The sequence below is a fragment of the Thermodesulfobacteriota bacterium genome (assembly GCA_040756475.1).
Classification (GTDB): domain Bacteria; phylum Desulfobacterota; class Deferrisomatia; order Deferrisomatales; family JACRMM01; genus JBFLZB01.
In genome coordinates this window covers 1-23538 of record JBFLZB010000061.1, presented here as the reverse complement: position 1 = coordinate 23538, position 23538 = coordinate 1, and the positions used below count along the sequence as shown (strand labels likewise).

Here is a 23538-nt window from a genome sequence, read left to right as displayed (position 1 = left end):
GGCTCCCCACCCGCGGCCCCGCAGGGGGGCTTCGCAACACCCAGGTCCTCCTCGGCCCCCGGGGGGAGCTCCTCGGCCACTACCACAAGAACCACCTCTACGGTCCGGACTTCTCCTGGGCGCAGCCGGGCCGGGGCTATCGAGCCGTCGCCACGGGGCTCGGGGTCATCGGCCTGTGCGTGTGCTTCGACGTGAACTTCCCCGGGGCGTGGGAGGCGCTTCGGGCCGGGGGGGCCGAGGTCGTGGCCTTCTCCACCGCCTGGGTCGATGACGCGCCACCCTGGCCCCACTGGCTTGCCCCGGTCGGCCGATACGGCCTTCCGCTCGTGGCGGGGAACACCTGGGGGCAGGAGGACGGCATCCGGTTTTCCGGCGGCAGCGGGGTCCTCCACCCGGCAGGAGGGCTCCTGGCAGCTACCGGGCTGGAGGGAGACGACGTGGCCGTGGCCGACCTTCTGCTCCCCGCCCCCCGCAGCCAGAATCCACCGTCAAATTCTGGGGCGGGGTCCGGGAGCCCCGGAGCGCAGCCCCGTGCCGCCTCGACCGATCCGCGGCCGCTCGGGCGAAACCGGTGAGGCTCGGCGCACCAGCTCGCGAGGAGACGCTGACTCCGGACATCGCGGATTGCGGGGCGGAGCGCAGGGGCTCCCGGACCCCGCTCGCCACCGAGGTGGTGGATCGTGGGCGGGCCGGCGCCTTGACACCCCGGAGCCTTCGCCTTAAGCATGCTCCAACGACGTGTGTTCTGCCTGTATCCATGCCCAACCGGCGAAAGGAGGCCCCCATGACGACGAAGATCCAGGTGGTGTTCTACAGCATGTACGGTCACGTCTACCGGATGGCGGAGGCAGTGGCGGCGGGCGCCCGGGAAGTGCCCGGCGCCGAGGTGACCCTCTACCAGGTGCCGGAGCTCGTGCCCGACGCCGCTCTCGAGCAGAGCGGGGCCAAGGCGGCGCGCCAGGCCTTTTCCCGCGTTCCGGTGGCAAACGTGGACCAGCTCGCGGAGGCCGACGCCATCCTCTTCGGCACGCCGACCCGGTTCGGGAACATGGCGGCCCAGATGCGAAACTTCCTCGACCAGACGGGGGGCTTGTGGATGAAGGGCGCGCTCATCGGGAAGGTGGGCAGCGTGTTCGCCTCCACCGCCACCCAGCACGGCGGCCAGGAGACCACGATCACGAGCTTCCACACCACGCTCCTGCACCAGGGGATGATCGTGGTGGGAGTGCCCTACTCCGAGGCCCGCCAGATGACCATGGGCGAGATCACCGGCGGCAGCCCCTACGGTGCAACCACGATTGCGGGCCCCGACGGCTCGCGCCAGCCCAGCGAGAACGAGCTGGCGATCGCCCGCTTCCAGGGCCGGCACGTGGCCGAGATCGCCCGGCGGCTCAAGGCCGGCGCAAAGTAGAGGGAGCGAGAAGGGGGTCGGCGGATTCGGACGCTTCGGGCCGGAACCCCAGGGGTGGGTCAAGGACGGGAGCGGCGCCCGAGGGCAGGCCCGGAAAGTTCGGGCGCATCGATGGAGAGGGAGGAACCATGCCGACCCCGTCCGCCGGCCGCATGGAGGACGAGCTCGCCAAGGCCTTCGTGGCCTTCGAGAAGGAGTACCTGGGCCGCGGCCCGCGGGAGGCCGCGGCCCATCTCGTGCGCGACCTGGCGGTGGTGCGCCTCAAGGGGATCCTTACCCCGGCGGAGGAGCACCTGTGCCGGACCCCAGATGGCGTCGCCCTGGTGAAGAAGATGCGCGAGAGCCTGGTGGAGGGCGCCAGGGATCTCCTCTACGCGGTGGTGGGCGACGTGACGGGGCGCGCCGTCGTCTCCATGCACACCGACGTGAGCACCCGCACGGGGGAGCGGATCTTCGTGTTCACCCTGGAGGGCCCGGTGGACGCACTCGGCCGTTGACAGGGCGAGCGTGGGCACGGTAGGCTCGTGCCCGTGCAGATCCCTGGAAGGGCCCCCGCCGGCTGGACGGCCGGGTCGGTCCGGGGATGGGCCGGAAGTGGACTCCCCCCGAGGGTGCGTCCATTCCGGCCTTTTTGCGTTTCCGAAGCCAGGAGAGAGGCTGCCTTGGACCCCCGAAGCCGCGACGCCCTGACCCGGGGGATCGCCCGCATCTGCGCAGACTTGCTGGGTGCGGAGCCCGGGCGCGTGGAGGTACACGGCGGGGAGGACCTGGCCTTCGCCGTGCTGCGGGAGTGCCTGCCCCCGGCCGAGGAGGCCCTGTCGGCCCGGCAGCAGGGGCGGGGGCTCCTGCGGGAGTACCACGACGCCTGCTCCGCGGAGGTCTTTCCGGCCCTGGCCGAGCTGGTGCGGGAAACCCTAGGCAAGGAGCTCGCCTCGGCGGCCCTCGAGCCCCTGCAGGGCACCCGGCACAAGCTCCTCGTGCTCGCCTTCGAGGCCGTCGTCCCACCGAAACCCCCTTCGATCCGAGAGGAGGAAGACACATGAAGTCCGTCGCCATGCTCATGGGGAGCCCCAACGACTGGCCCGTCATGAAGAAGGGGATCGAGGTCCTCCAGGGCCTCGGCGTGTCCTTCGAGGTGCACGTGGCCTCGGCCCACCGGGACCCGGCCCGGGTGGTCTCCATCGTCTCCACCGCCCGGGATCGGGGCGTGGCCGCAGTGATCTGCGGCGCCGGCGTAGCGGCCCACCTCGCCGGGGTGGCCGCGGGCCACACCACCCTGCCCGTGATCGGGGTCCCCCTGGCCTCGGGGGCTCTGAACGGCCACGACGCTCTCCTGAGCACCGTGCAGATGCCCCGGGGGATCCCGGTGGCCACCGTGGCCATCGACGGGGCCGCCAACGCAGCGCTCCTGGCCTGCCAGATCCTGGCCGTCGAGGACCGGGCCCTTGCCGAGAAGCTCGAGGCCCTGCGGGCCAAGGATCGTCAGGGGCTCCTGGACGCCACGGAAAAGTGCCGGGCCGAGCTGGGCGCCGCCGGTGCCCCATGAAGCGAGCCGGCCGGAAGGGAGCAGACGCCGCGGATGCCGTGTTCCAGACCGACCTGCCCGGGCTTCCCCCGCCCCGCCGGGGCAAGGTGCGTGACGTGTACGACCTGGGGGAGTGGCTCCTGATCGTCGCCACCGACCGCCTCTCGGCCTTCGACGTGGTGCTCCCCACCCCGATCCCGGGCAAGGGGGAGGTGCTCACCCGGCTCTCGGCCCACTGGTTCGGCCGCACGGGGGGCGTGGTGGCCAACCACCTCGTGACCCTGGACCCCGCCGCCTACCCCCCGGCGGCCCGCACGCACGCGGGCGTCCTGGCCGGGCGCAGCATGCTCGTGGCGAAGGCGGCGCCCTTGCCGGTGGAGTGCATCGTGCGGGGCTACCTCTCGGGCTCGGCGTGGAAGGAGTACCGAAGGAGCGGCACCGTGTGCGCCGTCCCGCTTCCCCCGGGGCTCCGGGAGTCGGAGAAGCTGCCCGAGCCCCTCTTTACCCCGTCCACCAAGGCGCCGGAGGGCCAGCACGACGAAAACATCTCCTTCGAGGAGATGGTCGGGCTCGTGGGGGCCGACCGGGCCCGAGAGGTACGGGAGGTGGCCCTGGCCCTCTACCGCCGGGGAGCCGAGGAGGCGGCGGGGAAGGGGATCCTCATCGCCGACACGAAGTTCGAGTTCGGCCTCGCGGGGGACCGGCTCCTCCTCATCGACGAGGCCCTGACCCCCGACTCCTCCCGGTTCTGGCAGGCTGCGGGGTACGCCCCCGGCCGGCCCCAGGACAGCCTCGACAAGCAGTACGTGCGCGACTACCTGGAGAGGATCGGGTGGGACAAGACCCCGCCGGGGCCCGAGCTCCCCCCCGACGTGGTGGCCGAGACCTCCCGGCGCTACCGTGAGATCTTCGCGCTCCTCACCGGTGCCGGGGCGGCGTGATCGAGAACCTCCTCGACCCGGCGGTGTTGTGTTTCGCCCTGGGCCTGCTCGCCGGCGTGGTGGGGGCACAGGCGAGGCTTCCCGAGGCCCTGTACGAGACCCTCAGCGTCTACCTGCTCCTGTCCATCGGCCTCAAGGGCGGGGCGGACCTGGCCCGGGCGGGCCTGGCCCTGGCGGCCCCGGCCGTGGGGGCGGCTGTGGCCCTGGGCGCCGCCATGCCCCTGGCGGCGTACCCGGTGCTGCGGTGGGGAGGGCTGGCCCGTCCCGACGCCGGGGCCATCGCCGCCCACTACGGGTCGGCGAGCGCGGTGACCTTCGCGGTGTGTCTCGGGTTCCTGGACCGCAGCGGGGTGACCTACGAGGACTACGTGGCGGTCCTCCTGGCCTTCATGGAGGTTCCGGCGTTGGCCGTGGGGATCTGGCTCGCCCGGCGGGGCCGGGAAGGCACGGGATGGCGTGCGCTGGGGGCCGAGGTATTCCTTGGCAGGGGCATCTACTTTCTCCTGTGCGGCCTCGCGGTGGGTTTCCTGGCGGGCCCCGACCGGGTGCAGCCCCTGGCGCCCCTCTTCTTCGAGCCCTTCAAGGGGGTGCTGGCCCTCTTCCTCCTGGAGATGGGGCTCGTGGCCTCCCGCAGGCTGCGGGACCTGGCCCGGGTGGGGCCCTTCCTCGTCGCCTTTGGAGTCGCCGTGCCGCTCGCCGGGGGATTGGCCGGCGCCTTCGCCGGCACGGCGGTGGGGCTCAGCGTCGGGGGCACGGCGGTGCTCGCCACGCTCTGCGCCAGCGCTTCCTACATCGCGGCGCCCGCGGCAATGCGGCTGGCGGTGCCCGAGGCCAACCCGTCCCTGTACCTGACGGCTTCCCTCGGGGTCACCTTCCCTTTCAACATCGCCTGGGGCGTGCCGGCGTATCTGTGGCTGTCCCGGCTCGTCCACGGGTGGATCGGCCCGGGGCCCCTGGGTCCCTGAGCGGCGGGGCAGTCCCATGAACTTCAAGCCCAGAAAGCTCGTTACGGTGGTCACCGAGGCGTTCCTCGAGGACCGTATCGCTGCCGACGCCCTGCGGCTGGGGGCCAGGGGTTACACGGCCTGCGAGGCCCGGGGCAGCGGCCAGCGGGGAGCCCGCAGCGGCGAGTGGGAAGCGAGCCGGAACGTGCGCCTCGAGATCGTCTGCGGCGAGGAGGTGGCCCACGCCCTGGCCGAGCACCTCCTCGCCACCTACTACCGCGACTACGCCATGATCCTCTTCGTCACGGACGTCCAAGTGATCCGTCCCGAGAAGTTCTGAGCCGCCCATGGCCTCTGCTCTGCGACCCGCGGTCTTCCTGGACCGCGACGGCACGCTCATCGAGGATGTGGGCTACGTGGCCGAGCCGGCCCAGGCCCGCTGGCTCCCGGGGGTCTTTCGGGCCCTGGAGCTCCTGTCCGGCCGGTTTCCCCTTTTCGTCGTCACCAACCAGCCCGGGGTCTCCCGGGGAGCCCTCACCCTCGAGCAGGTGGACGGGGTGCATCGCCACCTGGTGGGCGAGCTCGCGGCCCGGGGGGTGGAGATTCGCGAGGTCTACGCCTGCCCCCACGACCGGAGCCTCGGGTGCCGGTGTGTGAAGCCCAACCCCTACTTCCTGGAGCGGGCGGCCCGGGACCACGGGATCGACCTCGCCCGCTCCTTCGTGGTGGGGGACCACCCCTACGACATGGAGCTCGCCCGGGGCGTGGGGGCACGAGGGGTGTACCTGCTCTCCGGGCACGGCGAGAAGCACCGGGGCGAGCTCACGGGGGCCGAGTCGGCGGTGGTCCCCGGCCTTCTCGACGCCGCCCGGTGGATCCTCGCCCGGACCCACCCGGGGCCGTCGGGGCTGGGGGAGGTCGCGGCGGCCGCCGAGCTCCTGCGCCGGGGCGGCACCGTGGCCTTCCCCACCGAGACCGTCTACGGTCTGGGGGCCCACGCCCTGGATCCGGCGGCTGTGGCCCGGGTCTTCGAGATCAAGGGCCGCCCCCGGTTCGACCCCCTCATCGTGCACCTGGCCGGGCCCGAGGCCTTGGGGGCCGTGGCGGCCGAGGTGCCCCCGGCCGCGCGGGAGCTCGCCCGCCGGTTCTGGCCCGGCCCCTTGACGCTGGTGCTCCCCAAGCGCCCCGAGGTCCCCGACCTCACCACCTCGGGCCTTCCCACCGTGGCGGTGCGGGTGCCCGACCACCCCCTGGCACTGGACCTGCTCTCCCGGGCCGGAGTGCCCGTGGCCGCCCCGAGCGCCAACCCCTTCGGCCGGGTGAGCCCCACCCGGGCCGAGCACGTGTTCGAACAGCTCGCGGGAGCGGTGGATGCGATCCTCGACGGGGGCCCCTGCCGGGTGGGGGTGGAGTCCACCATCGTCTCCCTGGCCGAAGGCCGCCCGGTCCTCCTGCGCCCCGGAGGCCTGCCCGCCGAGGAGCTCGAGGCGGTGGTGGGCCCCCTGGAGCGCCCCGGCAACCCGGCAGGCCGCCCCCTGGCCCCGGGCTCCCTCGTCTCCCACTATGCCCCCCGGGTGCCCCTCGTGCTCGCCTCCCCCGGCGCCCCCCCGCCCCCCGGGCGGATCGGCCTCCTGGCCCTGGGCGAGCCCGAGAGCCGCGCGGGCTACGCCGCCGTGGAGGTCCTCTCCCCCTCCCGTGATCTCCGGGAGGCCGCCGCGCACCTCTTCGCGGCCCTTCGCCGCCTCGACGCCCGGGGCCTCGACCTCATCGTGGCCGAGCCCGTGCCAGAAGAGGGCCTCGGCCGCGCCATCCTCGACCGCCTGCGCCGGGCGGCCGCGAGCCGAGAGGGCGGCTGAAGCGGCGCGGCAGCGCAGGGGTTCCCGGACTCCGCAGGCCACCCGGACGGTGAACCCTGCCGGAAATGCCTGCTCGAATCCCGCCCTGACCCCTTGGTAGACTGAGCGCCGGTGCTCCCACCCGGGGTCGAGGTCTTCATGCGCATCCGCGCTTGGCGCAACTGGGGTCTGGCGACGAAGCTGCTCGCGAGCGCCCTGCTCCTTTCCCTGCTGCCCATCGGGGTCATGTCGGCGCTCACCTTCCGGCACCTGGCCACCATCCGGGAGGTGTCGGTACAGGAGACCCGCGCCGTGCTCCTCTCCTCCCAGCTCCACCGGCTCCGGGAACGGCTGGGCCAGGAGGCGGGGCGCCTGTCGGCGCTCTTTGCGCGCCTCCAGGACGAGGCGCACGCGCTGCGGGCATTTGCCCAGGCCCTGGCCGCCCAGCCCGGGGCCTTCTCCCACCGCAACGGCAGCCGGTACCGGGAAGACCCGGGGGGGGGGAGCTTCGGCAATCCCGTCCCCGACGGCAACTCGGTGCTCTTCGTGCCGCGCTACTCCCCCGCCCACCGGCCCCTGGCGGAGGCCACCGAGGCCCTGGATCTCCTCTTCAAGCCCCTGGCCGAGCGCGAGCCCCGGATGGTCCTGAGCTGGGTGATCTTCGCCGACGGCGTCACCCGGGCCTACCCCTGGCGGGACTTCGGCCACATGCCCCGGGACAAGGACTACACCACCTGGCCCTTCTACTACCTGGCCGGGCCGGACCACAATCCAGGCCGCCGCGAGGTCTTCACCGACCCCTACCTGGACCCCCTGAGCGGGGAGTGGATGATCTCGTGCCTGTCCCCCCTGTACGAGGGGGACCGGCACCGGGGAACCGCCGGCATCGACATCACCATCCAGAAGCTCCTGCGGGAGATCGCTGAGATCCGCCTGTCCCAGGGGACCAGCTCGCTCCTGCTCTCTCCCAACGGGATCATCGCGGCTTCGGAGAACCTGCCCCTGGGCGCCCTGGGCCTGGACCCCGGGCTGCCGCCCCAGGGCCAGGACCCGGCGCGTTCGTCGGTGCCCCGGGTGGCGGAGCTCGCCAGCCGGGTGCTGGACCGGGGGGAGAACGTGGAGTTCCTCGACACGGGCGCCGTGCGCTTCTTCGCGGGCTACGTGGGGGTCGCGCCCCCGGGGTGGCGCCTGGTGCTGCTCGTGCCCGAGGACGACGTGGCGGGTCCGGCTTACGAGAGCGCGGCCAAGGTGGTGGGGGAGGCGGAGCGGGTGCGGCGAAACTTCATCCACGTGGTGGCCTTCTCTCTCCTGGGCATCCTGGGGCTTACGGGCGTGGTGCTCGCCCACCAGTCCCGCGGGCTGCGCACCCTCCTGGGGGCCATCCGCCGGTTTGGCGAGGGCGACCTCTCCCACCGGGTCGAGGTGGCGCCCGGGGAGCTGGGAGAGCTCGCGGGCGCGCTGAACTCCATGGCCGGGGGTCTCGAGGACAAGAAGCGGGAGCTCCAGAGGGTCTACGCCGAGGTGGAGCAGGGCCGCAAGCTCGCTGCGGTGGGGCGGTTGGCCGCGGGGGTGGCCCACGAGGTCAACAACCCCCTGGCCACCATCTCCACCTACACCCAGATGCTCCTGCGCCGGGCCGACCTGCCGGAGGACGCCCGGGGAGACCTGGACGTGGTGACCGGCGAGATCCGACGCATCCAGGAGAAGCTGCGAAACCTCCTGGACCTCTCCCGCCTCCAGAGCCCGGTGAAGAGCGACCTGAAGCTCGATTCCCTCGTGCGGGAGGTGGGGGAGCTGGCCCGCCACGAGGCGGCGGCCCGGGGCATCGCGCTGGAGCTCGTCCTGGGCACCGACGGGCGCACCCTGCGGGGCGACCCCTCCGGGCTGAAGCAAGTGCTCTGGAACCTCCTGGGCAACGCCATCGACGCCCAGGAGGCCGGCGGCCGGGTCGTGGTGCGCACGGGGGTGGCAGAGGCGGACGGGCGGCCGGCCACGTTCCTCCTGGAGCTGGAGGACGAGGGAGCCGGGATTTCGGAGGACGTGATGCCCAAGATCTTCGAGCCGTTCTTCACCACCAAGGAGGTGGGGCAGGGCACCGGCCTGGGGCTCGCGGTTGCCTACCGGATCGTGGAGGGCCACGGGGGCCGGATCGAGGTGGAGAACCTGTCCCCCCGGGGTTGCCGCTTCCGGGTGGTGTTGCCGGAAGGAGGTTCCCCGTGATGCCCCGGCCCGCTCCCCGCATCCTGGTGGTGGACGACGACGCGCGGCTGCGCGACGCGCTCCTCAAGGCCCTGGCGTCCATGGGGTACGAGGCGGCAGGGGAGGCGGACCCCCGGGCCGGGATCGAGCGGGTGCGCACCTGGGAGCCCGACGCGGTGATCTCCGACATGAAGATGCCCGGCCTCTCCGGGGTGGAGTTCGCCGAGCAGGCCCTCGCGCTCCAGCCGGAGCTCCCCGTGCTGGTGCTCACGGGGTACGGCACCATCCGCTCGGCGGTGGACGCCATGCGCCGGGGGGTGTACGACTATCTCACGAAGCCCTTCGACCTGGACGAGGTGGACCTCGCCCTGCGCAAGGCCCTGGAGCACCGGGCGCTTCGCCGGGAGAACCGCCTCCTGGCGGGTGCCCTGGGGCGGATCGGCGAGCCCGAAGGCCTGGTGGGCGCGAGCCCGGGCATCCGGGAGCTGCGCGCGCGCATCGCCGCCGTGGCCGCAACCGGCTCCACCGTGCTGGTCACCGGGGAGAGCGGCACGGGCAAGGAGCTCGTGGCCCGGGCCATCCACGGGGCCGGACCGCGCCGGGAGAGGCCGTTTGTCACGGTGGACTGCGCCGCGCTTCCCGCGGCCCTCCTGGAGAGCGAGCTCTTCGGGCACGCCCGGGGTTCCTTCACGGGGGCACACCGCGAGCGGGCCGGGTACTTCGAGGTGGCCTCCGACGGCACGGTCTTCCTGGACGAGATCGGCGAGCTGGAGCTGCCCCTCCAGAAGAAGCTCCTGCGGGTCCTGGAGGGCAGGACCTTCGTGCGCCTCGGGGAGTCCGCGCCCCGGGTCACCGAAGCCCGGGTGGTGGCCGCCACCAACCGCGACCTGGAGGCCGAGGTTGCGGCGGGGCGCTTTCGGGAGGACCTCTACTACCGCCTCCGGGTGATCGAGCTCCGGGTGCCCCCCCTGCGGGAGCGCACCGAAGACCTGCCGCTCCTCATCGCCCACCACCTGGAGCGCCTCAACCGGCGCCTCAACCGCCGGGTCGAGCGATTCTCCCCCGAGGCCCTGGAACGGCTGCGCGCCTATCCCTGGCCCGGAAACGTGCGGGAACTGGTGAACTTCCTGGAGAGCATCCTCACCTTCCACGCCGTGCGGGTGGTGGACGTGGCCAACCTGCCGCCCCACGTGCGACAGACCGGCGCCGCGGAGGTTCCCGGGGAGACCTACCCGGAGCTCAAGGCCCGGGTGCTGGCCGACGCCACCCGCCCCTACCTGGAATCCCTCCTGCACCACTACGGCGGCAACGTGAGCCGGGTGGCCGAACACGCCGGCCTCGACCGGCGCCACATCCACCGCCTGCTTTCCTCCCTCGGCCTCGATCCCGGAGCCTTCCGAGGCTCCTGAGACCCCCGTGTCCCGGCGGGGCCGCCCCAGCGGGCGGCGTGGGACCTCCTTGTCCCGCGGTCCAGGCCCGAAGTGGGACATGCACGGCGCACCTTGGGCCCATGCCCCCTCGCAAGCGATCCCGCAAAGAAACGCAGTTTATCTGCGACATTGCAAAACGGCTGTCATTACGGGTTCTTGCCGGCGGCCACCGAGACCTGGCTTCGCGTTGCGTCATGTGTGGAACGAAGTTTGAAAGCGGAACGGCCAGCCGTAGCGGCACAACCCGTCGACCGAGAGGAGAGACCGATGAAGCGATGGATCGTCACCCTGGGGCTTGCACTCGCGCTCGCCTGGACCGGCCCGGCCCGGGCCATCCTGGTGGACCCCTATGACAACGTGCTCGCCCCCGACGGCTTCTATGGCCTGGGCTACTTCAACTATTACACGGCCGACGAGCTCACCGGCCCCGACGGGGAGAAGGCGGCCTCGATCGACCTCACGGCCACCGTGGGCATCGCACGGGTCCTGGCCTACAAGACGATCGGGCCGGTGCCCCTGGCGTTCCAGGTGATCGTGCCCTTCGGCAAGGTCGAGGAGGACAAGATCTTGAAGGAAGATTCCTCCGGGCTGGGGGATATCATCTTCGGGCCCGGCGTCTTCTTCTATGCCAACGAGGCCTCGGGAACCTACCTCTCCTACTGGTTCTATGCCTTCGCCCCCACGGGGGAGTGGGACCGCAACCAGACCATCAACCTCGGCCAGAACCACTGGTACTTTCAGCACCAGCTCGCCGTCAACCAGATGTGGCAGAAGTTCGTGTTCGACATGAACCTGAACTACTACCACCACACCGAGGAGCCCGACAACGATTACAAGGCTCCGCCCCGGTTCGAGCTTGAAGCCAGCCTCGCCTACCAGGTCACGGACAAGCTCATCCTCGGAGTCAACGGCGGAGGCTATTGGGACCTGGACGAAGGCGAGGTGGACGGCTCCTCGGTGAGCGAGACCAAGGCCAAGCGCGTCCAGTTCGGCCCCACGGCGGGCTACCAGATTACCGACCGGCTCGGGGCCAATCTGCGCTGGACCCGCGACGTGAGCGCCGCCAACGACACCAAGGGCGACGACGTGTGGCTGCGCTTCTCCTACGCGTTTTGAGAAACGGAGGGAATCGATGATGAGAACGTGGATCCTGGCTGGAGCCGTCCTGATCCTGGCGGCGGTGGCAGGCTCGCCCGCCCAGGCCTTCTCGAAGGACTCGCTCGTCTACAAGAAGTGCACCGACTGCCACGCCGTGAAAGACGGGAAGATCTCCCGCGTGGAGGAGATCCGCACGACCCCCGAGGAGTGGTGGGTCATCGTCGACCGGATGGAGCGCCTCTACGGCATGGAGCTCGCCGCGGGCGAGATGGAGCAGCTCCTAAAAGAGCTCTGCGCCACCCAGATCCTCACCCCGGAGGAGCAGGCGAAGGTGTACTACCTGAGCCTGCAGCACAACTCCCAGTTCATGGAGATTCCCGACGGGCCCGACCAGGAGCACCTCTTCACCAACTGCGTGCGCTGCCACACGGCGGGCAAGATCTACTCCTACCGCATGACCCCGAAGGCCTGGGCCAAGGTGCGGGACTTCCACCACTACGTCACCCCCACGGTGCACCTGCAGATGCGCGAGCTGCGCTGGCGGCCCGAGGCGGACAAGGCGCTCGCGTACCTGGGGAAGAACTACCCCTACGGCCAGGCGTGGAAGGCGCCGGACTACAAGATCGACGGCTCCTGGGTCCTGGTGGGGCGCGAGCCGGGCAAGGGCGACTACCGGGGCCGCGCCACCCTGGAGGCGGCCGGCGGGGGTGAGTACCGCCTGAAGGGGACGCTGGCCTACGCCGACGGCACGAGCGAGTCTTTCACAGGCGATGCCACCCTTTACGGGGGGTACGCGCTGCGCACCCGCACCCAGCACAACGGGTTCGCCACCCGTGGCGCCTACACCTTCTTCTCGGCGGGCGAGGCCCGGGGCGAGAACCACTTCGAGGCGCCGAGGTTTCGCACGTCGGCCTCCCGCTGGGTGCGCGACGACGGCGTGGCCCGGGTGCTTCGCGTGTCCCCGGGCTTCGTGCTGGCCGGCGAGGAGACCACCGTCACCATCGAGGGCATGAACCTGCCCGAGGTGCAAGAGGGCGGGGTTGCCTTCACGGGCGGCGTGGAGGTGCTCTCGGCGGCGCGCACGGGGCGCGACACCATTACCGCCCGGGTGCGCTACTCGGGGAAGACCCTGGCGGACGCCGACCTCACGGTGAAGGGGGCCGAGTCGGCCGGCGTGGCCCTGAAGGCCGCCCCCAAGGTGGACCGCATCGCCGTGGTCCCCGGCACCGGCCGTGCCCGGCTCGCCGCCGGTCCCCACTACCCGGCGGAGGGCGTGCAGTTCGAGGCAATGGCCTACGCCGAGGGTGACGTAGCCCTCGGGCCTGTGCCTGCCGCCTTCCGGGTGGAGGAGGAGTCGACCCGCCACGACGACGACGACCTCCAGTGGGTGGGCGGCATCGGACCCAACGGCTCCTACGTCCCCATCGGCGACTACGCGCCGGTGCCCAGCCGCCGGTACAGCGGGGAGGCCTCGGGATGGGTGAAGGTGGTGGCCCGCTACGAAGGGGGAGGCACCCCACTGGAGGCCGAGGCACATCTCGCGGTGACCATGCCCGACTTCATCCCGAGGATCCGCTGATGCAGGCCTACACCTGGGCCGACCACCGGCTCTTTCCCACCCAGGAGGGGGCGCTCCTCTTCGGGGTGGACCACGCGAGCCTCTTTGCCCTGGACTCCCGGGCGCGCGACACCCTGGGGCGGTGGCGGTCGGCAGACCCCCTCGCCCTGGAGGACGTGCCCGAGGAGGCCCGCGGGGTGCTCGAAGAGCTGCGGGACGCCCAGGTGCTGGTACCGCTGGTTCCCCACCGCCGCCCTCGGCCCGCGGCGGTGCCCGAGCTCGACCCGGCCGGCGTGCCCCTGGAGACCCTGGTCCTCGAGGTCGCGCAAACCTGCAACCTGCGCTGCTCCTACTGTTACGCCCACGGCGGCACCTACGGGGGAACCCCTCGGCTCCTCGACCCGGAAACCGCCCGGCGGGCGGCCCGCACGCTGCTGGAGCGCTCCGGCGACCGCCGGGGGGTGACCCTGGTGCTCTTCGGGGGCGAGCCGCTCCTGAACTTCCCCGCCGTTCGCGCCGCCGTGGAGGAGGCCGAGGCGGCCGCCTCGGCGGCCGGCAAAGAGCTCACGCTCAGCCTGACCACCAACGGAACCCTCTTCACGCCCGAGATTCTGGCCTTCCTGCGGGACCACCGGGTCCTGGTCTCGGTCAGCATCGACGGCCCCCCGGAGCTCCACGACCGCAACCGCCCCTACTCCGGGGGGGGCGGCACCTACGGGGACGTGACCGCGGGGCTGGCCGCCCTCGCCCAGTGGGGGATCCCGGCCGCGGCCCGGGTCACCCTGGCCCCCCGCCAGTGGGACCGCATCCCCGAGGTGTTCGACCACCTGCTGGGGCTCGGGGTCCGGGAGGTGGGGATTGCCCCGGCGAGCCCCGTGACGCCCGAGCTCCTCCCCACCGCCGACCAGGAGGAGGATCTCCTGCGGGGGTTCCGGACCCTGGCGGAGCGGTTCGAGACCGAAGCCCGGCAGGGCAGGTGCCTGCCGTTCGCCAACCTCCTGGACCTCCTGGGGCGGCTGCACGCCGGCCGGGCCAAGGGGGCGCCGTGCGGGGCGGGGTACGGCTACCTGGCGCTGGACGCCGACGGCCGCTACTTCCTCTGCCACCGCTTGGCCGGGGAAGAGGACTTCGCCGCCGGCGACCTGGAAACCGGGCCCGACCTGGAAAAGCTGCGCTCCGCCCTCCGGGCCGCCGCTGCTCCCCGGCGCGAGCTCTGCGCCCACTGCTGGGCGCGGCGGCTGTGCGCCGGGGGGTGCCACTACGAGAACCACCTGCGGGAGAACCTGCTGGGGCGCGCCCCCGGGGACTCCTGCCGCTTCATCCGCCCCTGGCTGGAGCTGGGCCTGCGCCTCTACGCGCGGCTTCGGGCGGAGCCCGAAAATCCCGTCATGCAGCGCATCGCGCGCCGGCAGGAGTGCTAGGCGCGCGCCACACTCTGTATCTCCGGATAAAAACCCCACAGACCACGGGAGCCGAGCCATGATGAAACAGAAGACGATCCAGGCGCTCAACGAAAAGGCCCGGGCCATCGAGCGGCTGGCCCAGGGGGAGGCGAAGAACGTGGAGGCTTTGAGCGGCCCCCCCGCCATGCCCCAGGGCTGCACGACCATCTTCGACACGGGGTGGGAGACCAACCCCCGCCCCGAGTACCCCGTGGGCAACTGCCAGCCCTCGGCGCGGGACTACTCCGGGTGCGCCGGCGACTGCTGGTGGCCCGCCCAGGTACCCGACGGCCTGACCAACCAGAAGGTGTTCCACGAGGACTGCCTGGTCATCGCCAAGGACTTCCGCAACCTGAAGTACGACTGAGTTGCCCATGACCTTCGATCGCCCCGAGGGATGTAACGGTAGGGCGGGCGGTTCCCGCGTAGCGGGGTTCGCCCGCCGGTTTGGCGGGGCAAGTCCCGCCCTACGCCTCTCCCGGAGCTGTCAAGGTCAGCCGAGTTTCTTATAGGCGGCGGCACGGCTCGCGCTCACAACCCCAGCAAGCACAGGAGAACGACATGAACCGAAAGATGCTAACGCTCGCCGTCGCTCTCGTCGTCCTGGCGGGCTTCTCCACGGGCACCGCCCTGGCCAGGGATCTCTTCTACTACCTGGGCTACGGCGTGGTCCAAGTGTTCGACGGCGACACCGAAACCGTGGTGGCCGACATCCCGGCCAAGGGCTGGCTGCGCGACGCCTCGGCCTCCGCCGACCGCAAGTTCCTGTATGTCGTGGCCAACCGGCACCTGATCCACAAGATCGACCTGGCCAAACGGCAGGTCGTACAGACCGTGAACGTCCACGGCGACGGTTGGGAGAAGCTCATCTACGGCTTCTCGGTGGCGCCGTCGGGGAAGACCGCCTTCGCGCACCTGCTCTTCCGGGCCGTCCGCGACGGCGAGGCCTTCACCCGCCAGCCCGTGGTGGCCGAGCTCGACCTGGAGACCGGCAAGGTGCTGCGCAGCGTGGAGGTCCCCTGGGGCGTCGGGCAGCTCGTCGGCACCCAGGACGGCAAGACCCTCTTCGGGATCGGCCAGGACCTGCTGCGCATCGACGCCTCGGGCAAGGACCTGCGCGTGGCCGAGGTGCGGCAGCTCACCGAGGAGGGCATGAACTGCCTGCCCTTCTGGCCGAAGACCTACGACAACAACGGCATCGCCGTGGCCCCCTACTACACGGCCGAGGTCATGGGCGTCCTGATGATCGACACGAAGACCGGGGTCGTCACCGACAAGGTCTTCCAGGACATGGGGATGCTCTACACCCTGGTGCTCTCCCCCGACCGGAAGACGGCCTACGGCAACATGGACGAGGTGATGTCCTTCGACATGGAGAAGGGGACGATGACCAAGATGGTCGTCAACCAGGAGGGCACCAACTTCGACATCTCCATCTCGAGCGACGGCAAGAAGATCTACACCGTGGGCGGCGGCCACACCATGACCGTGTACGACACGGCGACCCTCGAGCCCCTGCGGGTGGTGCAGATGGCCACCGACGGCATGGGCATGATCCGGCTGGGCAACTGACGACCGGGCTGGAGACCCTTGAAGGCGAAGGTCTCGGACCATGCGTAGCGTTTCGCCCGGAGGAAGACAACGGCCCCTCACGCAAAGACGCGAAGGCGCAAAGAGGGGAGATTTTCTGCTCTTCTTTGCGTCCTTTGCGGCTTTGCGTGAGCCCGGGTCTTCCCGTTCTCGGGCCTCGGCGGCCTGAGCCCCCGCCCCCCCAGCCCACCCGAGAATGGACCGGCCCCCAATGATGGAGTACGCCCTGCGGCTGGAGACGCCATTGCTTCTCCCCCCCGATCCTCGGCAGTGGTGCGCGGCGGCCTGGGGCGACCGCCTCCCGGAGGGGCGGCTTGCGGCCCTGTACTTCGGAACCGAGTTCTGCGAGGACCGCCTTCCCGCCCCGGGGGAGGCTGAGGCGTTTTGCGCGCTGGCGGCGCGCCGCGGCCTGGAGGCGGTGCTCCTGACCCCCGTGCTGCGCCCGGCGGGCCTGGCGCGGCTGGACGCGCTGCTGACGGCGCTGCAAGCGTGGGGGCGGTTCCCCGCGGTGGTCTGCAACGACTGGGGGGCGTGGCGCCTGGTGCGGGACGGGCACCCCCGGTGCGCCCGCCGGGGCGGGCGGCTCCTCAACCGGGGGCTGCGCGACCCCCGGGCGCTGGAAGCGGGGGCTTCGGGCGTCGGCGCAGGCGCGGCGGGGGGGGAGCGCAGCCGCCTCCTGAGGGACTTCCTCCGGGAAGGGGGCGCCGCGGCCCTCGAGACGGACCCGGACCTGGAGGGCGGCTTCCTGGGGGGGGCCGGCGGCCTCCAGCGCACGCTGCACCTGCCGTTTGCGTTTGTCACCTCGGGCCGGCACTGCCTGGGCAAGGCCGCCGCCGCAGCCACCCCAAGGGGCGGCCCCTTCGCGGGGGCGGTGGACGCCCCCTGCTGCGCGCCGTGCCGCCGGGGGCCGAGCCGGGAGGAGCGCGACGACACCCCCGTGCCCCTGTGGCGCGCGGGCAACACCCTCTTCTACGAGGTGCCCGAGCCCCTGGCCGCCGCCCACCTGGCCCAGGCGGACCGGGTGGTGCTGCACCGCAGGCCTGCTCCGTGAAGATCCTCGCGCCGCTCCGAGACTGGACCGAGGCCGCGCCGCTTCGCGCGGCGGGGGCCGACGAGCTCTACTGCGGCCTCACCCCACCGGGGTGGGAGGAGCGGTTCGGCCGGGCCTGGGTCCACCGGCGAAACCCGGCCTCCGCGGGGCTCCCGGGCCTGGAGGACCTGGACCGCACCGTGGCCGCGGCGGGGCCCGTGCCCGTGTACGTGACCCTGAACGCGCCCTTCTACCCGGAAGGGGCCACCCCCTTCCTCCTGGACTTCGCCCGGGAGCTCGTGGAAGCGCGCGGGGTGCGGGGGCTCATCGTGGCCGACCTGGGCCTCGTCCTGGCGCTCCGGCAGGCCGGCCTCGCCGGCCGGGTGCACCTCTCCAGCCTCGCCACCTGCACCAACCCCGGCGCCGCCGCCTTCTACCGGGACCTGGGGGTCGCGCGGGTCGTCCTGCCGCGCCACCTCGCCCTGGCCGAGATCGAGGCCTGCGCCGCGGCGGGGGTCGAGGTGGAGGTCTTCCTCCTCAACGACGGGTGCGTCTTCGAGGAGGGGCTGTGCGCCACCACCCACGCGCTGGGTCCCTTCTGCCTGGGCGACGGGGAAGGGGCGGGAGGCCCGGAGCCCGGGGTGCGCGAGCGCTACGCGTTCTGGAAGTGGACCCTCAACAACTGCGGCTGCCAGACGAGCCGGGGCTTCCAGCTGGGCCCCTGCGGCCTGTGCGCCCTGCCCCGGCTGCGCGACGCGGGGGTGGCGAGCCTCAAGGTGGTGGGGCGCGAGGCGTCGCTCGCGCGCAAGGAGAGCTCCGTGCGCCTGGCCCACGAGGCCCGGCGCCTGGCCCTGGCGGGTGCGGGGCCCGAGCGCATCCGGGAGGCGGTGGTCGCCCTGCGGGGGGCCCCCGAGCTGTGCCGGGGCGCCCACCTGTGCTACTACCCCGACGTCTGGGCGGTCCCCGAAGGGGAGGCTTTGGCGTGCTAAAGGAGCTCCGGCCCTTTGCGGGCCACCTGCGGGGGCGCGCCCGGGCCCTGGCGGCGCTCTTCGCCCTCGGGCTCCTGGGCGCCGCGGCGTCGCTCGCCACGCCCCTCCTGGGAAAGGCCTTCATCGACGCGGTCGCGACCCGGGGGGACTTCGGCGCGGTGCCCCGCATCGCGGCGGCCCTGGTGGCCCTGGCGGCGGTCGACTTCGCCCTGGCCGGCGTCACGCGGGTGCTCCACACCCGGCTCTCCGCCGAGCTCCTGGCCGCGCTGCGCGAGCGCCTCTTTGCCCGGTGCCTCGCCGCCCCCCTGGAGCACATGGAGCGGTTTCGCCACGGGGACCTCCTGACCCGCTACGGCACCGACGTGCCCCGGGTGCAGGTGCTCCTGGTGGACGGGCTCCTGGGGGCGGTGCAAAGCGTCCTCTTCCTCGCGGTGGCCGCCGCGATCCTCTTCCACCTCGCGCCGGCGCTCGCCCTGTGGAGCTTCGCCGGGGTCGCCGCCGCCCTGGCCCTCGCGGCGGCCTTCCGGCGGCCCGTGGAGGCCCGCACCCAGGGGGTGCGGGAGGTCATGGCCGACCTCGCCCACTTCCTCTCCGAGCGCCTGGGGGCGCTGCGCCCGGTGCGCCTGCACGGGGCCGAGGGGGACGAGGGGGGGCGGCTCGCGGGCCTGAACCGGCGGCTCACGGCGCGGGTGGTGGGCTTCCAGGTCTTTGACGCCCTCACCTCGGGGCTCCCGGGGCTCTCGCTCACCCTCTCGCTGGCCTGGATCTACGTCCTGGGCGGTCGGCTCCTGGAGGCCGGGAGCATCACGCTGGGCACCTTCGTGGCCTTCGTCCTCTACCAGGGCCGCCTCTTCGGCCCGGCCCAGGGGCTCCTGGGCCTGGTGCGCAGCCTCCAGGAGTCCCGGGTGCACCTGGGCCGGGTGGCCGAGCTCCTGGGCTCCGACGCCGGCCCAGGGTCCAGTGGCGGCCCGGAGCCCGAGGAGCGGGGGGCCCACGCGGCGGTGGAGGTGCGCGGGGTGAGCTTTGCCTACCCGGGCAAGCCCCCGGCCCTGCGGGGGCTCGACCTGCGCCTCGGCCCCGGGGAGAAGGTGGCCCTGTGCGGCCCGTCGGGGGCGGGGAAGTCCACCCTGGTCCAGCTCCTCTTCGGCCTGCGCAGGCCCTCGGCGGGGTGGGTGCGGGTGGGGGGCGCCTCTCCCGGCGACGGGGCGGACCTGCGGCAGATCATCGGGTACGCGGGGGCGGAGCCCTTCCTGCTCCACGCCACGGTGGAGGAGAACCTGACCTACGGCTGCCCGGGGGCGGACCCCGCGGCGGTGCTGCGCGCCGCCCGCACGGCCGAGGCCCACGAGTTCATCCTCTCGCTGCCCGAGGGGTACCGCACGGTCATCGGCGGCCGGGGCCTCGCCCTCTCGGACGGCCAGCGACAGCGCCTGGGGATCGCCCGGCTCCTGGTGCGTGCGCCCCCGATCCTCGTCCTGGACGAGGCGTTCTCGGCCCTGGACCCCGACACCGAGGCCCGGGTCCGGCGAAACCTCTGGCGGGAGTACCCCGACCGCACCGTCCTCCTGGTGACCCACCGGCTCGGGGGGCTCGGCGAGTTCGACCGGCTGCTCCGCCTGCGCGACGGCGCGCTCCAGGACGTGACCGAAGCCGAGCTGCTGGGCGCCCCCGCCGCCGAAGCGGCCCAGCGGTAGAAGCCCGTGAGGAACGGAAAGCGCAAACGACGCGCCGGGCTCCCGGGGAACCACGCAAAAGCCGCGGATCGCCTGGATGCACCATCGAAATCGAGATCGAGATCGCAATCGACCCCGATACCGATCCCGATACCGATCCGCTGCGAGCAGGGAGAACGGGCATCGACTGGCTGACGAATCGCCTGCATCCGAAAGAGAGGAACCCATGGCCCACGTCTTGCGCATCGACCTTGCCGCCCGAACCGCCGCCGCCGAACCCCTGCCGGAGCGCTGGCACGGCCTGGGGGGGCGCGGCCTCACCTCGGCCGTGGTGGCCGAGGAGGTGCCCCCCGGCGCCGATCCCCTGGGCCCCGACAACCGGCTGGTGCTCGCGCCGGGGGTGCTCGCGGGCACCTCGGTACCCAACAGCGGTCGCCTCTCGGTGGGGGCGAAGAGCCCGCTGACGGGCACCGTGAAGGAGTCCAACTCGGGCGGCTCCGCGGCCCAGAAACTGGCCCGCCTGGGGATTGCCGCGGTGGTGCTCCAGGGCGCCTCCCGGGAGCCGGTCGTGGTGAAGATCGGGGCCGGAGGGGCCTCCTTCCACCCGGCCGGCGAGCTGTGGGGGCTCGGCAACTACGCAGCGGTGGAGAAGCTTCGGGCGGCGCACCCCGGCTGCGGCTTCGTCACCGTGGGGCCGGCCGGGGAGGCGGGGCTGCGGGCCGCGGCCGTCTGCGTCACCACCCCCGACTACCTGCTGCGCACGGCCGCCCGGGGCGGGCTCGGAGCGGTGCTGGGGGCGAAGGGGGTCAAGGCGGTGGTCCTGGACGACGCCGGGGCGCCCGGGGTGCCCCTCGCGAAGCCCGAGGCGTTCCAGGCCGCTTCCGGGGCCCTGGCCCGGGGCATCGTCGCCCACCCCCTGACCGGTGGGTTCCAGGCCCTGGGCACCGCCATGCTCGTCCCCCTCATCGACGAGCTCGGGGCGCTGCCCACCCGCAACTACTCCCAGGGGCGCTTTGCGGGGGCCGGAAAGATCGGGGGCGAGGCCCTGGCCGGCCTCATGGCCGCCCGGCCCGGGGCCTCGACGAAGCACCGCTGCATGGCCGGGTGCGTGATCCACTGCTCCCAGGTGTACACCGACGCAGACGGGGGCTTCGTCACCTCGGGCCTCGAGTACGAGACCCTGGGGATGGTGGGATCCAACTGCGCCGTCGACGACCCCGACGCCGTCGCCCGCATCGACCGGGCGTGCGACGACCTGGGGCTCGACACCATGGACGTGGGCGCCGCCCTGGCCGTGGCGATGGAGGCCGGCAAGCTCCCCTGGGGCGACGGGGCCCGGGCGCTCGCCGCGGTGGAGTCGATCCGCTCCCGCGACCCCCTGGGGCTCCTCCTGGGCAGCGGCTGCGCCGAGACCGGCCGGGCCCTGGGCGTGGCGCGGGTGCCCGTGGTCAAGGGCCAGTCCCTGGCCGCCTACGACCCCCGGGTGCTCAAGGGCACCGGCGTCACCTACGCCACGAGCCCCATGGGCGCCGACCACACGGCGGGAAACGCCCTGCCGAGCCCCAGCAACCCCTCCTACGACCCCTCGAGCCCCCAGGGGCAGGGCCAGATGTCGGCCTTCCTCCAGACCTACTTCGCCGCCATCGACACCCTGGGGGTGTGCCTGTTCGCCTCCCTGCCCATCCTGGAGGCCCCCGAGCTCCAGGAGCACCTGGCGGCGGCGGTCGCGGCCAGGCTCGGCACGGAGGTCCCCGCGGGATATCTCGCGCGCCTGGGCGAGTCGGTGTGCCGCCGGGAGCGCGACTACAACGAGCGGTGCGGCTTCGGCCCCGCCCAGGACCGCCTCCCCGCCTTCTTCGCCGCCGAGCCCCTGCCCCCCCACGGGGGCGTGTGGGACGTGCCCGACGCCGACGTGGACGCGGTGTGGGGCTAGGACTTGTCCGTTGTCCGTGGTCCGCGGTCCGTTGGGGATGGCGGGTCGCACGCGGCGGGCGGCTCGTCGGAGGCTCACCCGTCACCCGTAACCCGTCACCCTGAGGTGCAGCCGTGCGCATCGCCGTCATCGACACCGGGGTGAACCCCTGGCACTCCCACGTGCGGGGGAGGGTGGAGGGGTGCCGGGTGCGGGTGGGGGCCGACGGGAGCATCCGGGAGGACGGAGACTTCCGGGACCCCGTGGGACACGGCACGGCGGTGGCAGGGGTGCTGCGCGAGGCCCTGCCGGAGGCGGAGCTCTTCGCCGTGCGGGTCTTCGGCGACGACGCAGCGACCTACCCCTCCCTGGTGGCCCGGGGCATCCTGCTGGCCGCGGCCGAGGGGTGCCGGGTGCTCAACCTGAGCCTCGGCGTGGCGCCGGGGCCGGGGGCCGCCCTTCTCGCCCAGGCCTGCGAGGCCGCCGCGGAGGCCGGGTGCGTGCTCGTGGCGCCGGCCCTCCCGAACCGACCCGACGGGGCCGAGCTGCTCCCCGCCGCCCTGCCGGGCGTGTGCCGGGCGCTGGCCGATGACGGGCTCTCCCCCGGAGAGGTCCTCCCCGCCCCCGGCGCCCCGCGCACCTGGCGGGCCGCCGGCCGCCCCCGCGACCTCCCCGGGCTCCCCCCGGGGGCCAACCTCTGGGGCTCGTCGTTTGCCTGCGCCCGGGTCGCAGCCCACCTGGCGCGGGCGCAGCTCACGCGGACGTGTCGCGCGGCCGGGTAGGAGCGGCCTCGGCCGCCAACGTCATCCGCGGATCCTCCTAAATCCACCACCAAATTCTGGGGCGGGGTCCGGGAGCCCCGGAGCGGAGCCCCGTACCGCATCGACCGATCCTCCACAGCCGGTGGACACCGGTGAAGCGAGGCGCACCGGTTCCGTGAGGGACCTCTCCTCCAACTGGCGCGGATTGCGGGGCGCAGCGCAGGGGCTCCCGGACCCCGCTCGCCACCGAGGTGGTGGATCGTGGTCCTACAAAGGCCTTGACCGGTCCGGGGCATGCCGCTATAAAGACCCCCTCGCGGGCGATTAGCTCAGTGGTAGAGCACTGGCCTCACATGCCAGGGGTCGCAGGTTCGAGCCCTGCATCGCCCACCAGACGACGAGAGGGACCCCGACCCCCACCGGGTCCCCTGAACGTAGCCTGTCGGAAACGACAGGCTATGCTTTTTTCTGCCTTCGGGCTCGAGTCCGTGCCAGGTGGGGCGCTGCGCCGAGGGCTACCCTTCACCTTCCAACCTTCACCAGGGGAGGCGCGCGTGTTCGAGGTCCTGGGAGGCTTCGGGGCGGGCACGCTGGGCCTTCGGCTCTCGGGCCGGCTCGGTCGGGGCGACGTGCGGGCCATGGACGGCCTCGTGGAGGAGGCCCTGGGGGGCGCCGCGACCCTTCGCGTCCTCGTCGTGGTGGACGGCCTCCAAGGCTTCGCGGCCGGCGCCCTGTGGAAGGACCTGGTGCCCGCCGCCCGCCACCTGGCGCGCATCCGGCGGGTGGCCGTGGTGGGGGGCCGGGAGTGGGAGGGCTGGTGGGAGGCCCTCGTCGCCCGCGGGCCGCCGGAGGGCACCGGCGGCGCCGTCCCGGCCCTGCCCCGGGTGCGCTTCTTCGAGGGGCAGGAGGCGGAGGCGGCCCGGCGCTGGCTCGGGGCGGAGGACAAAGAAGGATGAGGGCTCCTGGGATCCTGGTACTGGCGGGATCTCTGTGCTTTGCCGTCGCCGCGTGCGTCGGGGGCCCCCTGGGGTGGGGCGCGGTGGGGGGACTCGGCGCCCTCGGGACGGCGGCCCTGTGCCTGGGGAGCACCGCGGAGGGGCGGATGCCGGCCCTGCACCTCCTGCTCCTCTTCCTCCTCCTGGCGGCCCTGCCTCGCCTGCTCCCGCCAGGCCTCGCCCTCTGGCCGTGGAAGCTGCTGCT

General features: G+C 72.8%; 23 protein-coding genes and 1 tRNA gene. All 24 read left to right on the top strand.

Annotation, left to right across the window (positions count from 1 at the left end):
- The coding region (locus tag AB1578_10815; GenBank protein MEW6488385.1) for a carbon-nitrogen hydrolase family protein at positions 1-575 on the top strand (575 nt) is incomplete at its 5' end.
- Between the two features lie 209 nt (positions 576-784).
- Positions 785-1411, top strand: coding sequence for an NAD(P)H:quinone oxidoreductase (gene wrbA / locus AB1578_10810; GenBank protein ID MEW6488384.1), 627 nt, complete (start codon positions 785-787; stop codon positions 1409-1411).
- A 128-nt stretch (positions 1412-1539) separates the two neighbouring features.
- A complete protein-coding gene (locus AB1578_10805) occupies positions 1540-1908 on the top strand; it encodes a DUF2294 domain-containing protein (GenBank protein MEW6488383.1) in 369 nt (122 codons plus the stop codon).
- A 165-nt stretch (positions 1909-2073) separates the two neighbouring features.
- Positions 2074-2454 (top strand): Na-translocating system protein MpsC family protein, encoded by a 381-nt coding sequence (locus AB1578_10800; GenBank protein ID MEW6488382.1) that lies wholly within the window; start codon positions 2074-2076, stop codon positions 2452-2454.
- Positions 2451-2957, top strand: coding sequence for a 5-(carboxyamino)imidazole ribonucleotide mutase (gene purE, locus AB1578_10795; GenBank protein ID MEW6488381.1), 507 nt, complete (start codon positions 2451-2453; stop codon positions 2955-2957). Before AB1578_10800 ends, purE begins: the two co-directional genes overlap by 4 nt.
- Complete coding sequence (locus AB1578_10790; protein ID MEW6488380.1) at positions 2954-3877, top strand: phosphoribosylaminoimidazolesuccinocarboxamide synthase; 924 nt, start codon at positions 2954-2956, stop codon at positions 3875-3877. Before purE ends, AB1578_10790 begins: the two co-directional genes overlap by 4 nt.
- Complete coding sequence (locus AB1578_10785) at positions 3874-4842, top strand: sodium-dependent bicarbonate transport family permease (protein MEW6488379.1); 969 nt, start codon at positions 3874-3876, stop codon at positions 4840-4842. Before AB1578_10790 ends, AB1578_10785 begins: the two co-directional genes overlap by 4 nt.
- A gap of 16 nt (positions 4843-4858) precedes the next feature.
- Positions 4859-5161, top strand: coding sequence for a transcriptional regulator (locus AB1578_10780; GenBank protein ID MEW6488378.1), 303 nt, complete (start codon positions 4859-4861; stop codon positions 5159-5161).
- A 7-nt stretch (positions 5162-5168) separates the two neighbouring features.
- A complete protein-coding gene (locus tag AB1578_10775; protein MEW6488377.1) occupies positions 5169-6677 on the top strand; it encodes an L-threonylcarbamoyladenylate synthase in 1509 nt (502 codons plus the stop codon).
- Between the two features lie 138 nt (positions 6678-6815).
- Positions 6816-8876, top strand: coding sequence for an ATP-binding protein (locus tag AB1578_10770; protein ID MEW6488376.1), 2061 nt, complete (start codon positions 6816-6818; stop codon positions 8874-8876).
- Positions 8876-10264, top strand: coding sequence for a sigma-54 dependent transcriptional regulator (locus tag AB1578_10765; GenBank protein MEW6488375.1), 1389 nt, complete (start codon positions 8876-8878; stop codon positions 10262-10264). Before AB1578_10770 ends, AB1578_10765 begins: the two co-directional genes overlap by 1 nt.
- A 288-nt stretch (positions 10265-10552) precedes the next feature.
- Positions 10553-11401: a transporter gene (locus tag AB1578_10760; GenBank protein MEW6488374.1), complete on the top strand. Its 849-nt coding sequence runs from the start codon at positions 10553-10555 to the stop codon at positions 11399-11401.
- A gap of 16 nt (positions 11402-11417) precedes the next feature.
- On the top strand, positions 11418-12962 hold the full coding sequence (locus tag AB1578_10755) for a hypothetical protein (protein ID MEW6488373.1): 1545 nt from the start codon (positions 11418-11420) through the stop codon (positions 12960-12962).
- Complete coding sequence (locus AB1578_10750) at positions 12962-14362, top strand: radical SAM protein (GenBank protein ID MEW6488372.1); 1401 nt, start codon at positions 12962-12964, stop codon at positions 14360-14362. Before AB1578_10755 ends, AB1578_10750 begins: the two co-directional genes overlap by 1 nt.
- A 58-nt stretch (positions 14363-14420) precedes the next feature.
- Complete coding sequence (qhpC, locus tag AB1578_10745) at positions 14421-14750, top strand: quinohemoprotein amine dehydrogenase subunit gamma (GenBank protein MEW6488371.1); 330 nt, start codon at positions 14421-14423, stop codon at positions 14748-14750.
- Between the two features lie 194 nt (positions 14751-14944).
- Positions 14945-15955, top strand: a complete 1011-nt coding sequence (locus AB1578_10740; GenBank protein ID MEW6488370.1) for a hypothetical protein — start codon at positions 14945-14947, stop codon at positions 15953-15955.
- 214 nt (positions 15956-16169) lie between these two features.
- Complete coding sequence (locus tag AB1578_10735; protein MEW6488369.1) at positions 16170-17024, top strand: hypothetical protein; 855 nt, start codon at positions 16170-16172, stop codon at positions 17022-17024.
- Positions 17021-17992 (top strand): U32 family peptidase, encoded by a 972-nt coding sequence (locus AB1578_10730; protein MEW6488368.1) that lies wholly within the window; start codon positions 17021-17023, stop codon positions 17990-17992. Before AB1578_10735 ends, AB1578_10730 begins: the two co-directional genes overlap by 4 nt.
- Positions 17986-19686 (top strand): ABC transporter ATP-binding protein, encoded by a 1701-nt coding sequence (locus tag AB1578_10725; GenBank protein ID MEW6488367.1) that lies wholly within the window; start codon positions 17986-17988, stop codon positions 19684-19686. Before AB1578_10730 ends, AB1578_10725 begins: the two co-directional genes overlap by 7 nt.
- Before the next feature lie 205 nt (positions 19687-19891).
- On the top strand, positions 19892-21598 hold the full coding sequence (locus tag AB1578_10720; protein MEW6488366.1) for an aldehyde ferredoxin oxidoreductase C-terminal domain-containing protein: 1707 nt from the start codon (positions 19892-19894) through the stop codon (positions 21596-21598).
- A 113-nt stretch (positions 21599-21711) separates the two neighbouring features.
- Positions 21712-22359 (top strand): S8 family serine peptidase, encoded by a 648-nt coding sequence (locus AB1578_10715; protein ID MEW6488365.1) that lies wholly within the window; start codon positions 21712-21714, stop codon positions 22357-22359.
- A gap of 297 nt (positions 22360-22656) precedes the next feature.
- Positions 22657-22731: transfer RNA gene (locus AB1578_10710), tRNA-Val, on the top strand.
- Between the two features lie 161 nt (positions 22732-22892).
- A complete protein-coding gene (locus tag AB1578_10705; GenBank protein MEW6488364.1) occupies positions 22893-23294 on the top strand; it encodes an STAS/SEC14 domain-containing protein in 402 nt (133 codons plus the stop codon).
- On the top strand, positions 23291-23538 hold a 248-nt coding region (locus tag AB1578_10700), incomplete at its 3' end, for a hypothetical protein (GenBank protein ID MEW6488363.1). The genes AB1578_10705 and AB1578_10700, both read left to right, overlap by 4 nt.